At 64.8% G+C, this 14,270-nt stretch carries 10 protein-coding genes; all 10 read right to left on the bottom strand.

The annotated features are described in order from the left end of the window. Positions 1-47: 47 nt before the first annotated feature. On the bottom strand, positions 48-422 hold the full coding sequence (locus BM017_RS05035; RefSeq protein WP_003195530.1) for a hypothetical protein: 375 nt from the start codon (positions 420-422) through the stop codon (positions 48-50). Positions 423-546: 124 nt separating this feature from the next. Further along, on the bottom strand, positions 547-1,473 hold the full coding sequence (gene tagQ / locus BM017_RS05030; RefSeq protein ID WP_092241658.1) for a type VI secretion system-associated lipoprotein TagQ: 927 nt from the start codon (positions 1,471-1,473) through the stop codon (positions 547-549). Between the two features lie 84 nt (positions 1,474-1,557). Then, positions 1,558-3,267, bottom strand: a complete 1,710-nt coding sequence (locus BM017_RS05025; RefSeq protein WP_071488085.1) for a formylglycine-generating enzyme family protein — start codon at positions 3,265-3,267, stop codon at positions 1,558-1,560. Next, complete coding sequence (locus BM017_RS05020; RefSeq protein ID WP_092241656.1) at positions 3,260-4,444, bottom strand: ABC transporter permease family protein; 1,185 nt, start codon at positions 4,442-4,444, stop codon at positions 3,260-3,262. The genes BM017_RS05025 and BM017_RS05020 overlap by 8 nt, the downstream gene beginning before the upstream one ends. Next, positions 4,444-5,148 (bottom strand): ABC transporter ATP-binding protein, encoded by a 705-nt coding sequence (locus tag BM017_RS05015; RefSeq protein WP_092241654.1) that lies wholly within the window; start codon positions 5,146-5,148, stop codon positions 4,444-4,446. Before BM017_RS05015 ends, BM017_RS05020 begins: the two co-directional genes overlap by 1 nt. Continuing rightward, positions 5,148-8,114, bottom strand: a complete 2,967-nt coding sequence (locus BM017_RS05010; protein WP_092241652.1) for a serine/threonine-protein kinase — start codon at positions 8,112-8,114, stop codon at positions 5,148-5,150. Before BM017_RS05010 ends, BM017_RS05015 begins: the two co-directional genes overlap by 1 nt. After that, a complete protein-coding gene (locus tag BM017_RS05005; protein WP_092241650.1) occupies positions 8,111-8,830 on the bottom strand; it encodes a PP2C family protein-serine/threonine phosphatase in 720 nt (239 codons plus the stop codon). The genes BM017_RS05010 and BM017_RS05005 overlap by 4 nt, the downstream gene beginning before the upstream one ends. Then, complete coding sequence (gene tagF / locus BM017_RS05000) at positions 8,831-9,484, bottom strand: type VI secretion system-associated protein TagF (protein WP_071488090.1); 654 nt, start codon at positions 9,482-9,484, stop codon at positions 8,831-8,833. Beyond that, a complete protein-coding gene (tssM, locus tag BM017_RS04995) occupies positions 9,481-12,981 on the bottom strand; it encodes a type VI secretion system membrane subunit TssM (RefSeq protein WP_092241648.1) in 3,501 nt (1,166 codons plus the stop codon). The genes tagF and tssM overlap by 4 nt, the downstream gene beginning before the upstream one ends. After that, on the bottom strand, positions 12,978-14,267 hold the full coding sequence (locus tag BM017_RS04990; RefSeq protein ID WP_092241646.1) for a DotU family type VI secretion system protein: 1,290 nt from the start codon (positions 14,265-14,267) through the stop codon (positions 12,978-12,980). Before BM017_RS04990 ends, tssM begins: the two co-directional genes overlap by 4 nt. Positions 14,268-14,270 lie beyond the last annotated feature (3 nt).

The raw sequence follows: 14,270 nt of genomic DNA, 5'->3' as shown, positions 1-14,270 counted from the left end.
GCATGCCCATGTGGGAGGGGGCTTGCCCCCGATGAATCCACCACGCTCTATTTCTTTTTCTTCGGCTTCAAGTACTTGGTCAACCCCTGGAACCAGATCACCAGCGCCGGGTTGCCCTTGATCTGGATCGACTTGTCCTGGATCCCCGTCATGAACGCCAGCTGCTTGTTCTTCGCCTGCATCGTGGCGAAGCCATAGGCGGCGTCTTTGAACGCGATGGCAAACGCCGGCGCCGGGTGAACACCCGAGCGGCTGGTGATGCGCTGGTCTTTGACGATGAAGTGACGGGCAACCTTGCCGTCGAGGGTCTGCAACTGGAACGCCAGGTCTTTATCGCCCAACTGTTGCTGGAAGGCAGGATTGGTGCGGCTGGCTTTGCCCATCATCAGGCCCAGCACCCACAGGAGAAGACGGAATTTCATGCACACGGCCTCGGTGTAATTATTGAGTGGCCGCAGCAGTTTAACGATTTGCAAAAAGAACGCCACCGATCTTGCGCATTAGCGGAAGATCGGCTGGCGTTTGACGCTTATAGCAGCATATTACTTAAACGTTTGGGCAAGGAACCGGCGCCCAGTCGGCCAGGTTCGGATCGCGGCAGCTGCCTTCGAGCTGAGCTTTACCGGCGCTGGCGACCTGCTTGCTTTCAGCTTGCTTGGCCTGGGCAGTCTGGAAGGTCTTCTCGGTGCTCACCGCTTCTGTGGGTACGGTTGGCAGAACCGGCTTTTTCGGCGGTTTGGTGCCTGTGCCTTTCTTCTTGCCCGATGTCACAACAGGTGTTGTGTCGGCCTTGGCCACGGTGACCACGTCAGTACGCTGTACGCCAACCTGTTGCAGGTCTTTCTCGTAGGCCTGGGTGTAGTTGTTCAGGTCTTCGGCGGCTTTACCGTTGACCGCAACGATCAGGTCATTGGATTCCTTCAGGCCCGAGACGATTTCCGCCAGGCGCTTGCGGCCTTCGGTGTCGTTGACGGTCTTGGCTTTGCGATCAGCCACCAACTTGGTGAACGCGCTCTGGTAGCACTGCTGGGACGCCTTGGCGTACGCCGTGCTGCGGTCGATGTCGGAGACGCTTTTGTTCACATCAGCCGCATATGAGGCAATACGCTGGTTGTCATCGGCGATCTGCTTCTGACGTTCGGTGTAGTAACCCGCTGCACCGCCGGCCAGGGCGCCGCCCGCAGCACCGATGGCCGCATTACGGCCACGTTTTTCCTTGTCGCCGGTCAGGGCGCCGAGCAGGGCACCGCCGGCAGCGCCGATGGCCGCACCGGTCACGACCGACTTGGTCATGTTCGAGTCGGTGGCGCGCAAGTGCTGCACGGGCTCATAGCAGTTGGGGTAGTACTCGACCTTGGTGCTCGACGCGACCTTGGAGGCCGGCGATGTGGCGCAACCGGTCAGCACAGTGCTGAAGCCAGCCGCGATCAGCAGCAAGTGACGCTTGGAAACCGCCTTACGGGAAAAAAGCATAGGTGTGTTCTCTTTTAAGTTTGACTTGCCCAGCACGGCCCACCGCCGCCTGAGTCCCTTCCAAGCTCGCTATACAGCCAGCGCTCATCGCTGACCGCTCGCTGCGAGCAATTCCTTCAAGATCGTTGCCGGGTCGGCCCGCTGTTGCTTGCGGTAGTTGCCGACATGGCGAACGAACAGTGTTGCGCGCGTCACCAGGCTCTTGCCGAGCACCGGCTTGCGATCCAACTCTTCCTTGATCCGTTGAAACTGCGCCTGGATCACCGCATCGGTGTAGCGCGTGCCGGTGGCCAGGTTGTCGATATAGATCGCCACTGCGCCGTCGAGGGCGCTGCGGCCATTGGTAATGGCCATCTCGAACAGTTGCGCGCTGGCCGCGTCCTTGTTGTCCAGGGCCTGCTGGCGACTCTTCTGCAGGTTGGCCAGGCGGATGTTGTAGTTGGCGATGGTCTCGGCCACCAACGCGGCCGACTGAATCAGGTTGCCCGCCGCTTCTTCGCGTTGCTGGGCGATCAGCGAGACGTTGCGCTTGAGCTCTTCGTTGACCAGCCCCAGCTCGGCTTGCAGTTTGGGATCGACGCTGGCGGCGATGATGCTGTCCAGGCGCTTGGTCGGGTCCTGGGCGTCGTCGATGGCGTCGGTCAGCGAGGCCAGGCGGCCCTCTTTCTGCCATTGGGCGAACAGCTCCTTGTAGCGCGAACGTGGCGCCGACAGCGCGCCGATCGCCACGCGGAAACCAGTGGTCTCGTTGCTCTGCTCGGTGCCATCGGCGGCAAACAGGGGGTATTCGCGGCGCATGCCGGTGAACAGCGTGCCCTCGCCTTCCAGGTAGTTGCCGCCCTTGACCACAAAGCCACCGTAGGTGCCCTGGCGGCGCCCGGCGTGGACCAGTTGGAACGATTCCTGGACCATTTCCGCAGCGTTGCCGATCACGTCGAACATACCAATCGGATTGGGCAATTTGGTACCGATGGGCATCAGGCGCGCAGCCTGGCCGGTACCACCGGCGACCTGGTTGAACACCGCGTAATCACTGAGCGGGCCGTCGCTGTCGCTGCCGTCGACACGGCGCGGGAACAGGCGCCCTTCCAGGTCCTGGCGGCTCACCGCATGACCGCCGCGCGCAGCGAACTCCCACTCCACTTCGGTGGGCAGGCGCACAAAACCCAGTCCGCCGTCATCCGCCGAGGAACCACGGCCACTCACCGGCAGCAAGTCGCGGTGGTATTTCATCAGCCAGGCGCTGTACACCGCCGAGAAGCGCTCGGCTTCAAAGCGCGACAGTTTCACCTTGGGCAGGCGCCCGGCCATGCCGGTCGGCGCATCGCACGCCGGCGCCGGTTCGCCACTGGCCAGGGACTGCGCCTGGGACATCACCTGGGCGTACTGGCGCGCGGTCACCTCGTACTTGCCGATGAAGTACAGCATGGGCTTGAGCGGAGTCTTGGCGTCGGTCTTCGGCATCAACGGCGCGATGACTTTGTTCCAGTCCTTGGGCAGGTCCTTGAGGGTGAACTGGCCATTGATGAAGTCGCGACGGTAGCCGGAAATAAACGATTGCTGATAACCCGCCTCGCCTTCGGCAAAGGGGTAGCCGAGGCTGATCTCGCGGTCATCCAGGGTGCCCTGGGCCAACACGTAGGCGTAGCGGAACACCATGTTGCCTTCACAAGGCAACGGCAGGCTGACGTCGCCTTCCAACGGCTTGGGGTTGTCGAGCTTGTCACTCGCCTCATCGGCCCAGGCCATCGAGGCCAGGGTCAGCGCCACACAGGCGCCCAGCAACTTATACATCTCTGATTCCTTCAGAAGCCTGGATCCGCGCCACTCGCCAACCACCACACGCCGCCGCCACGGCGCTGACGCCGAGGACTGCAACCAGGGCCAGGCCGTAATGGCGCGCCAGCAGGTGGCTGGCGTGTTCGCCCGGCACCTGCACGAATAATTCATTCAAGCCCGACTCGGCCAGGCCATACAGCCCGGCACTGAGTACGGCGGCGAAACCCGCGCTGTACAGCGCCTGCACCACCACGAATAACAACAACCCACCGGTGGAAAACCCCAACAGGCGCAACACTGATAACTCCCGCCGCTTACGCGCGACGCAGGCCAGGGCGCCGGCAAAAATGGCCGCAAACGCCCCCGCCAACGCCAGCCCGCAGATCACCCAGAACACGATCGACAGGTTGCGGCTCAACGACTGCACCTGCGCGATGGTCTGCGCCTGGGTCGACACCAACAGGTTCTGCCCCGCGAAGTACACCCGCAGCGGCTCCACATCGGTAAGGTTGCGGGCATACAGGCGGAACGCCGGGTACACGCGCTGCTCACTGACGCCTGCAGCCTCCCCGTCCCAACCCAGGCCTGGCACTGCGCGGCCATCGCGGTAATCTTCCGCCGCTTCCAGCAAACCCAGGTCGGCAAACAAACCGTCACGAGCAAAGGCTTCCAGCGGCAACACCGCCAGCACCTGCACGCGCGTGCGCTGGGCTTCGACGCGCCCGGCCACTTGTCGTGCAAAGCTGGTTTCCAGCCAATCGCCAGGCCGCGCCGCCAGCTTTTCGGCAGCGGTGTGGCTCAGCACAATCTGGTCCAGGCCCTTGGGCACCGGCAGGCCGGCCAGCAGTGGGTCACCGGACGCGGTCGGCAGCATCTCCAGGGCCAACATGCCCACTTGCGCCGTCGCCGCAATCTGCCGCGTACGCGGTATGGCGAACGCCACCTCACTGCGCTCGCCCAGTTGCTCGATAAACGCACTGCTGAATCGACCACCGCCCAACGGAATAATTTCACGGGTGGCGGGGTCGGTCTGCAAACGTTCGGTCAAACTGCTAACCAGTCCAAATTTCAGGCCGAATAACACCAGCAGCGGCGCGATCACCGCCACCAGCGCCAGCACCGAACAGGCCGACAGCCAGGCATCGTTGCGGTAATCCTGCCAGGCCAGCGACGCCACCAGACCGATGCGCATCAGCACACCTCCCCGAGGGTGGCGGTGACGCCGCCATCGGTGTCGCGACGGCAACTGATGCGTCGCACCTGCAAGCCACTGGCGCGGGCCAGGGGCTCGTCGTGGGTGGCGATCACACAGGCTGCACGGTGTTCACGGGCCTGGGCCAGCAATGCGTGCATCACGCGCTCGGCATTCAGGGGGTCGAGGGACGCTGTCGGCTCGTCCGCCAGCACCAGTTGCGGCGCATGGGCCAGGGCGCGGGCACAACTGACGCGCTGGCGCTGCCCCACCGACAGCGTCGCCGGTTTCTTGGCCAACTGGTCGCTGATCTCCAATTGCTCGGCCAGGCGCGCCACGCTGCCATCGTCCTTCAAGCCCAGCAGTTGCCGGGACAAGGCGATATTGCCGCGCACATCGAGAAAGCCCAGCAGGCCGCCGGTTTGCAGCACATAGCCCAAGTGCTGGCTGCGCAGCGCGGCCAATGCGGATTGCCGATCAGCGCGCCACAGCCCGGCAATGTCCTGCCGATAAAACTCGAACTGCCCGACCTGATCCGGTGCCAAGACCAGCGCCAGCAGGTCGAGCAAGGTGCTTTTGCCGCAACCGCTGGGCCCGACAATCGCCACTTGCTCGCCCGCACGCAGCGCCAGCGCCGGGATCACCAGGCTATAGCGCTGGCTACCGACGCCCCGGCTCTTGTGCACCGCGTTCAGGGTGAGCATCACGGCAACGTCGACAACGGAACGCGGTACAACGCATCGCCCGGCTCGGCATCGCCGAAACGGACCCAGTTGGCCAGGTCATTGTGGAAGGTTTCGTAGAGGCGGATTTTCGAGTCCAGCTCGTCAATAAAGTCTTCCTGCTCGGCCACGCTCAACGACAACCACAGGTCCTGGGTCATGTTCAGCGATTTGCTGCGGTACGGCAGGCCTTCGAGGTATTCGCCGAGAATGCCGCCGTCGGCCAGATTGCCGCCCTTGCGCAGGGCCTGCGGGTCCCGGCTCATGTAGGCCGAGGCACTGGCGATTTCCTGGAAGAAGTCCTTGGGCGAGGTCTGGGTCTTGCGCGCCGCATCGACGATCAGTTTCAGTGACTGCTGCAGATCGTTGAGCTGCAACTTGGTCAGCATCACGCACACCTGGAACGCCGGCAGTGCCGGGTTGGTCAGGTCGCGGTCGGCGGTCCAGGCGCTGACCAGTTGCGGCGCCTGGCTCGCGGTTTTGCGGCCGAGGAAATCCATGTGCATGGCATAGCCGACCGCTGCGGACTTATCCGCCAGGCTCGGTGCGCTGCTCAGCAACGGCACCGGCTGCGGCGTGTTGCTGCGCACCTGATGCACAAGGTTGGCGAACACCGTGCCGATCTCATCCACCCGCTCGCCGAGCTTGCGCACATCGCCACCGGGCACCGCGGTGTACAGGTCGCCAATCTGCGGGTTGGCGTCGGCAGTGAGGATGCGGTACTGGCTCTCGGCACCGGCGTGGGTTTTCTTGCCGGCGTCGGTGCGCAGGTGCAAGGCGTAGATCTTGATCTGCTTGCCCAGCGCGGCCTGGCGCACTTCGGCTTCGTTCATCTGGGTGGCGGCGAACGGGTCATTCTTGCGCAGCGCACCGGCGTCGGTAACCAGCAGGATGATGCGCCCGCCATAACCGGACCAATCCATGCCGTCTACCGCCTGCATAACCCCGGCGAACGCATCTTCGTTGAAGGAGTGGCTGGACACGGTGGACGCCTTGACCTGGCGCGCCATGTCGAGGAAGCGTTGCGGATCGCGGCCCTGATCGAGGCTGATCAGAGTCTTGGCCACGTATTCCAGGCCCGGGGTTTTCTTGATGCTGCTGCGAAAACCGACCATGCCGAAGCTGACACTGTCCAACTCGCCGCGCTCGGCGATGCGGGTTTGCAACTCGTGCACCACATCGCGGATCTGGTCGATATAGGGCTGCATCGACACGGTGGTGTCCACCACCAGCACCACGGCCGTGCGGAAGGCGTCGGCGTTGGCATTCATCACCGGCGTCGCGGGTTTGGCGGCCGCGCTGCTGCCGGGGTCGATGGAGGCGACATTGAGTAACTGCACCGGTTGGCCGTTTTCGTCGAAGCTCTCTTTGGAGTCGAAGATCGGCAACAGGTAGAACTGGTTCTGCGGGACGGCGCTGGCGGCAGGCTCCAACGCGAGGATCTGGCTGTTGTCTTCGCTGTTTTTCTGCGCCTTGGCCAGCACGCCTTTGGCGGCGGAAGGGTCAGCCAGCAGTTTTTCCACTTCGCCGGATTGGCGCAGGAACATCACAGGCGCCCGGCCCGAGCGCTCGGTGAATTTCAGCACCAGGCTCTGCTTCCAGTCGCTGACTTGAGACGCAGGCAACCAACCGTCGCTGCGCCCATCGGTGGCCGCGCCGACACGCACCCACGGGCTGCCGTCGACGTCCTTGCGCTGGTACACATAGAGCACGGAAAACGCCGGCAGGGCCTTGCCTGGCGCGCTGCCCGCATCGGTCGAAAGCTTTGCGCCCGGCTTGCTGAGCACGCGCTGGAACAGGGTCTTCTTGCCGGCCATGAGCAACGGGCGTTGGCCGCCATCCGCTTCGGCGACCACTGGCGGCGGTGGCGTGACTTTCGGCACCTCGGCAGCGGGCGGTTTGACCACCGGCTCGTCGCTACCGCTCAACCACCAGTAGCTCGCACCGCCAATCGCCAGTGCAACCGCCACTGCAACCGCCGCCAGCGCCAACACCGGCCCACGGCGCTGCTCGCTGTGCTGGGTCGGCGGCACCACCGGTTGGCGCATCGGCTGGGGTTTATCACTGGGAATCTCGATGGACTCCGGGGTAATGCCCGCCAGGTCGAAACTCATCGGAATCGGCAACGGCCGCACCAGGGTGGCTTCCGGAGAGTCCGCCGGCAGATTGTCCAAGGCGCGCAACAGCGCCGCCGCATCCGGGAAACGCTCAGCCGGGTCCTTGGCCAACAGCTTGCGCAGCACGTCCTGATAACGGCCATGGTGCACCGGCAGTTCCGGCAGCGGTTCGGTCAGGTGCGCCAGCGCCGTGGAGAGTGCATCGGTGCCGGTGTAAGGCAGCTTGCCGACCAGAATCTCGTACAGCACCACGCCCAGCGCATATAGGTCGGCGCGGCCATCGATCTCCTGGCCCCGCGCCTGTTCCGGGCTCATGTAGCTGGGGGTGCCCACGGCAAACCCGGCCTGGGTGAATTGCGTGCGGTCATCCAGCGACTTGGCGATACCGAAGTCGGACAGCACCGCCGTGCCATCGGCGCGAAACAGGATGTTCGCCGGTTTCACATCGCGGTGCACCAGGCCCTGGGCGTGGGCATAGCCCAGCGCCGAGGCGATCTGGCGTATCAGCGTCACACCCTGCTCCGGTGTCATGCCGGCGGCGATGCGCTCCTTGAGGGTGCCGTTGGGCAGGTATTCCATGGCCATGTAGTACAGCTCACCGACATTGCCGATGTCATGGATAGTCACCGTGTGCGGGTGCGACAAGCGCGCCAGGGTCTTGCCCTCGCGCAGGAAGCGCTCGCAGAAGGTTGGATCGGCCGCCAGCGCCGCCGCCATCACCTTCAACGCCACCTTGCGCTCCAGCGAGCGCTGCGTCGCCAGGTACACGCTGGCCATGGCGCCTTCGCCGATCTCGCCTTCGATGTCATAACCGGGGATGACGATGTTCATGGCGATACCTTCACGACAATGGCGGTGATGTTGTCCGGCGCGCCCCGGTTGAGCCCCAGGTGCACCAGGCTGCGCACGATTTCGTCCGGCGCGTCGTGGCTGAGCACATCGCGGATTTCATGGTCTTCGACGGTCTTGTTCAGGCCGTCGCTGCACAGCAGGTAGCTGTCACCGGGGGCGATCAGCAGGTCGACCACCGCCAGGTCCAAGTGGGCTTCCACACCAATCGCACGGGTGACGATGTTGGCGCGCGGGTGCGTACGCGCGTCGGCTTCGCTGAGCAGGCCGCTGTCCTGCAGGTCTTGGACGTAGCTGTGGTCGCGGGAGATGCCTTCGAGCACGCCGTCGCGCAGGCGGTACAAGCGACTGTCGCCGGCCCACAGGCACACACCGCGCAGGCCACGGGCGGCCAGCACCACCACGGTGCTGCCCATCATGGTCACGCCACGGTTGGCGGTTTCTTCGCGCACGGCTGCGTTGATGCGCAGCAGGTCATTGCGCAGCGCTGCCGTGTATTCATCCAGGGAGCGCCCCACCGGCACGCTGCGCAGGCTGTCGACGATCAGGCTGCTGACATAGTCGCCCGCCGCATGCCCGCCCATACCGTCGGCCACCACCCACAGGCGGTTTTCCGGCAGGTCCAGGCAGGCGTCTTCGTTGACCTGGCGGACCATGCCTACATGGCTTTTGCTCGCGGATTTGTACGTCGACCCCATCTACACCACACCTTCTTGTCCGAGCAAAAACTGCGCAAAATCGCTGGCGGCAGGCAGACCCTGACACCGCAGCAAACCAGGGGAAATACGTTGCGAACCACGCCCCCACCACAGGCTCGCGCCGTCGCAGGCCTGTTCGGCCAGGGCCGTCATGCGCTGCTGCGGCACGGTCGCGGCCACCCGTTGCAGGCCGGCGAAACGGCTGTCCACGGCACGCGGCTCACTCGCCGGCAAGCCCAGGCCATCGAGGCCTTCGTTGAAACCTTCAAAGGTCGCACCGGTATCCAGGGTGCTGAGCAACAGCGCCTCGGCCTGCTCGAACCAAGTGTCCGGCCCGCCCACCAGGGAGGCCGGATTGGTGTCGTGATCGAGCAACGCCACCACCGCCAGCGGGAAGTAGCGCCCCACCCGATCGATGCTCGGCATCACCACGCCCGCCGCCGCATCCGGCCCGCACACGCCCGGCGCCAGCACAAAGCGCCACAGCGGGCTGACCAGGTAAGTATTGAGCCATTCACCGCCGAGGCTGTTCTGACTGGCCAGCAAACCCGCCGCCAGCCAGCTATCCCACGGGCCGATAAAGCTCTGGGGCAAGGCGCGGCTGACAAAGTCGCCACGGCTGGCCAACTTGCCGTAGAAACCCAGCGTCGTCATAGCCGCTCCGGAAGGCTGAAGCCACTGAGCACGCGGCTCTTGAACGGGTTGAAGGCACTGTTGGCGCGCAACTCGTAGGCGATGCTCGCACCGTCGACGCGCAGGCGCAGGTTGAAGCGGTCCGGTGAGTTGCCGGCGGTAAGATCCGACTGCTCCAGCAAGCGGAACCAGGCCCACGGCCCGTCCAGGGTCACGCCGGAACGGCCACTGGCCGAGGGCGGCATGATGGAAATCCGCACCACGCCAATGCTGCCGGGGTTCGGCCATTGCATCGCCACCGGGCGGCTGGGGCCGTGGTCGTAGCTCAGTTGCTGGCCGTCCAGGTCCAGCAGGAACTGGGTGATGGTCGGGTCCATCGACACTGGCTTGAGTTCAAACCGCACGATTGGCTGGGTGCCACCGGAGCGGAAGAACGCATCGCGGATCGTCGCGGCTCGCTGGAAGGTTTGCAGCACGCCCGGAGCAATACCGAGTTTCTGTGCCGCGCCCGGCTGCCAGCGCCAGGTCTGCGCCGAGGTGTCCACGTAAGGCTGCAGGTATTTGCGGAAGTAGTTGTCCATCACTCCGCCCACGCCGAAGAACTGGCCGAAGTCATCCAGGGTGGCATCCCGTGCGCTGCCCGGCGACATCGGGTAACGCCCGGCGAGGGACTGGCGATACACGTTGACCACTTCGCTGACCCAGGCTGCGTTCAATTGGTTGCGCACGCCGCCCATCATGCTGTTGGTGGTGGAGTTGACCACCGACTTGACCATGCCTTGCACCAGCGGCGGCTGGCGCTCGGCATTCAGACTGACCCGAGTCGCCGCAGCCGCCGCCTGGTTCTTCGCCTCGCCGAGCAACGCATCGCCGCTGGCGCCGACCATGGCGCTGACCTGCACATACAGCGCGTTCATGTCGGTGAGCAGGCCGTCGATAGCCGCCGGTTCGCCTTCGTTCTTGCTGACAATGCTGTTGAGCTGGGCGAAGTGCGCGGTCACCGGATCCTCCGCCGCCGCAGGCGCATTGGCCGTCGGTTGCTCCTGGCCGAGCAGGCTGCCCAGGCGCTCCTTGAGCTTGTCGACGCCCCCTTCTACCGGCACGCCTTTGGCGGCCAGTTGCCGCTCTTCGGCTTGCAGGTCGGTTTCCTTGGCCACCGCCACCAGCAGTTTTTTCAGCGGCGAGGTCGGGCCGGAAATCACCCGCAGTACATCGGCCGCCTGGGCCACGCTGGTGATCGGCACAAAGTCGATGTCCGCCAGCAACGCATCCCACTGGCGCTGGTAATCCTGGAAATACAGGCGCCGCACATCGGCGGCCAGGCTCACTACGTTCTGCTGGTCAGCCTGTTCGTTGCCCAACACCCACTGTTCTTCAGCGAGGGTGCCGGTCTGGTTCAGGCTGCTCAGCAGGAACGCCTGGCGATAGCCCTTGGCGGTGAAGAAGCCACTCAACGGCTCGCCCAGCGGCTTGCCGCTCTTGCGGCTGAACACCAGCGCGGCGTCACGGCCGGCGGCTTCGTTGAGGCGAAAGTCCGGGATGCCCTCGGGCAGTTTCTGGCGCTTGACCCGGTCATATACGCGCTGGGCCACTGGAAGTTGTTGCAACTGGCGGCGCAGGTCGTCGATCAGCCGTTGATCCAGGCGCGCGTTCGGCGGGTGGCGTTCGAACAGCGACTGCAAGTGCCCGGCCAATGCCTGGCGCTGATCCGCCGGCAGGTCGCGGGGCAGGTTGCGGTCCCAGTCCAGGGCGATCCAGGCCTTGATGAAGTCCGGGTCGTAATGCTCGGCGTCAGCCAGCATCAGGTAAGCCTTGAGGCCTTCGTAGAGGAAGTCGGAATTGCCGCCGCCGTGCAGTTGTTCTTCGATGCGCGTCACCAGGCGTGGCGCGAACACCGCGATCAGCAGCTTGCGGTAGACGCTGGCGGACTCGGCTTCAAGCATATCGCCCTGATACAGCCCCAGGCCTTCGGACCAGCTCGGCGAATCGCCCGCCAGGTTTTTCACGGCGTTGAGCAACGGCAGCACGGCGAGCACTTCGCGCTGCGCCGGGCTCAGGTTCTGTACGGCCTGGCCCAGCGGCGCGACTTTCTGGTCGACTTGGGCGATGTACGCCTGGTTGGCGCGGTAACTCACCCACCACAGGCCGCTGACCACCACGACCAATGCCACAGTGGCGGCCAGCACACCCCGCGCAATCCACTTGCGCCGCCGCTCGACCTTCGGGTTCACCCCCACCAGGCCACGCTCGGCAAACGCCACGGCGGTGAAGAGTTTTTCGATGAAGTAGCTGCGCCCGGTGCCGCTCTGGCGCGCCAGGTGCTGGCGGTCCAGGTTCATGCTCTGGGCCATGGCGCCGATCAGGCGGTCAATCGGGCTGCCTTCCTGGGTGCCGCTGGTGAAGTACACGCCGCGCAGCAACACGCGCTCTTCAAAGGCATTGGGTTTGAACACGCCTTCGAGGAAGCTTTGCAGGCAGTCCTTCAACGCGCCGAACTGCTGCGGGAAGCCGTAGATCAGGTCGCGCCGCGCCGGGTCGCGCTCCTGTTGCAGGCGTTCGACCAGGCGTTCGTTGAGGCGCTGTTCCAGCCCGGCGAACTCGCTTTGCAGGTGTGCCAATGGGCTGTCGCTGTTTTTGCCATCGTCCAGGGCAAAGGTCATGCCCCACACCTGGGCGCGTTCCTCCTTGCTCAGGTTGTCGAAGAACTCCATGAAGCCCGGCACCAGGTCGAGCTTGGTCAGCATCAGGTAGATCGGGAAGCGCACGCCCAGTTGGGTGTACAGCTCCTGGATACGCAGGCGGATGGCAGCGGCATGGGCGGCGCGCTCGGCGTCAGTGCCCAGCAGCAGGTCCGACAGGCTGATGGCGATAAACGCACCATCGATGGGGCGACGTGAGCGCTGTTTTTTCAGCAGGTCGAGGAAGCCCAGCCACGCGGCCTTATCCACCGTGGAGTTGCTGTCCTGGGTGGTGTAGCGGCCAGCGGTGTCGAGCAGCACGGCTTGATCGGTAAACCACCAGTCGCAGTTGCGCGTACCACCGACACCACGCACGGCGCCGGCGCCCAGTTGCGCGGCCAACGGGAAATGCAGGCCGGAATTGACCAGCGCGGTGGTCTTGCCCGAACCCGGCGGGCCGATGATCACGTACCACGGCAGTTCGTAGAGGTTGCGGCGCTCATCGCCACCGAGCTTGGCCTTTTTCAGCAGGGCCAGGGCCTCGTCCATGCGCTGGCGCAGGGTGGTGAGTTCTTCGGCGGTGGCGACGCTGTTGGGGTCGGCCGGGGTTTCGGCGGCCAGGCTGCGCATCACTTCGGCGGCCTGACGCCGGGCCTGGATGATGCGGAACACGCGGTAGGCCAGCCATACCGCGAATACCAGGACGATCAGCGCCCAGCGCCGGCCTTCCGGTACCAGCACGTCGAGCAACGGCCCGACAAACCAGATGATCAGGCTCAGGGCAATCAAACCCAGCACGGGGATCACCCAGCGAATCATGAAACTGAAAAACGCCTTCACTCGACGCCCTCCGCCAATACGGTGATTTCAACCCGACGATTGCGGGCACGGCCTTCGGCGGTGGCGTTGGTCGCCACCGGCTCGGTGTCGCTGCGGCCCTCGGCACTGAAGCGCTCGGCCTGGCCGGTCTTGGCCGCCAGGATCTCCAGCACCGACTTGGCCCGCGCTTCGGACAGCGCCCAGTTGGACGGGAAGCGCAGCGTGGCAATCGGGCGGTTGTCACTGTGCCCGGTCACCCGCACCTGGCCCTTGACCTTGCGAATGGCGTCGGCGATACGCAGCATCAGCGGCTGGTAGTCGTCGACGATGCTGGAACTGGCGGAGGCGAACAGCTCATCGCCACGAATGGTCACCACGGAACGGTCGACCGCATCCTCCACCGCCACGCGGCCGGCCTTGATGTCTTCCACCAGGAAGCCCGCCAGGCGCGGGCGCTCGATGACTTTGGGCTGCGCCACCGGACGGTCGATGGCTTGCACCGGAATCTCGCCCAGGGCATGGATATTCTTGAACACCGGTTCGGCATCCGCCGCCAGCTTCAGGCGCAGGCCGAACAGCAACGCCAGCAGCAACGCGACACCGATGGCAACGGCGATCCAGGGTGGCATGAATTGCGCCAGCCGATCGCGCGCCACGGTCACGCCGCGCCAGTGCGGCGACAGCTCACGCTCATGCTCGCCACGCGCACTGCGAATGGCCGCGGCGGTGCGTTCGCGCAGGGTCTCCAGCTGGCTGCGACCGTCGTTCATTACGCGGTAGCGGCCTTCGAAACCCAGGCACATGCACAGGTACAACAGCTCCAACAGGTACAGGCGTTCCCGTGGGCTTTGCAGGCAGTGGTCCAACAGTTGGAAGACTTTTTCGCCGCCCCAGGCCTCGTTGTGCACGGTGATCAGCAGGCTCTGCTTGCCCCAGTCACTGGTGCTGCCCCAGGGCGTGCTCAACACCGCCTCATCCAGCGCGGTGCAAAGCGCGTAACGCGCCAGCAGCACTTCGTTACGGGCGATGCCAGCGGCTTCGGCACGCTCTTCGAACTGGCGCAGGTAGGCCAGCAATTGTGCGCGCAAGCTGGCCGGCGCCGGGTGGGCGATGGTGTTGCGCAGGCGCGTCAGCAGCGCCAACAGCGGGCCGGCGGCACTTTCCAGCGGGTTGAGGCCGTGGCTCTTGCCGGTGAGCATCGGTGCGGCCGGCATGGCCAGGGGCGAAGGTTCGGCACGCACAGGCTCCGGCACCCGGCCACCCGGACGCGGCATGAACTGGGTGCGGTCATCATCATTGGGATGCATCGC

Origin of the sequence: Pseudomonas sp. NFPP04 (genome assembly GCF_900113815.1) — a bacterium.
Classification (GTDB): domain Bacteria; phylum Pseudomonadota; class Gammaproteobacteria; order Pseudomonadales; family Pseudomonadaceae; genus Aquipseudomonas; species Aquipseudomonas extremorientalis.
This window is presented reverse-complemented; position numbering and strand designations above follow the sequence as displayed.

Coding starts and splice junctions, on each gene's coding strand:
- BM017_RS05035 (WP_003195530.1), bottom strand. CDS start 422: ATGAAATTCCGTCTTCTCCTGTGGGTGCTGGGCCTGATGATGGGCAAA.
- tagQ (WP_092241658.1), bottom strand. CDS start 1,473: ATGCTTTTTTCCCGTAAGGCGGTTTCCAAGCGTCACTTGCTGCTGATC.
- BM017_RS05025 (WP_071488085.1), bottom strand. CDS start 3,267: ATGTATAAGTTGCTGGGCGCCTGTGTGGCGCTGACCCTGGCCTCGATG.
- BM017_RS05020 (WP_092241656.1), bottom strand. CDS start 4,444: ATGCGCATCGGTCTGGTGGCGTCGCTGGCCTGGCAGGATTACCGCAAC.
- BM017_RS05015 (WP_092241654.1), bottom strand. CDS start 5,148: ATGCTCACCCTGAACGCGGTGCACAAGAGCCGGGGCGTCGGTAGCCAG.
- BM017_RS05010 (WP_092241652.1), bottom strand. CDS start 8,114: ATGAACATCGTCATCCCCGGTTATGACATCGAAGGCGAGATCGGCGAA.
- BM017_RS05005 (WP_092241650.1), bottom strand. CDS start 8,830: ATGGGGTCGACGTACAAATCCGCGAGCAAAAGCCATGTAGGCATGGTC.
- tagF (WP_071488090.1), bottom strand. CDS start 9,484: ATGACGACGCTGGGTTTCTACGGCAAGTTGGCCAGCCGTGGCGACTTT.
- BM017_RS04990 (WP_092241646.1), bottom strand. CDS start 14,267: ATGCATCCCAATGATGATGACCGCACCCAGTTCATGCCGCGTCCGGGT.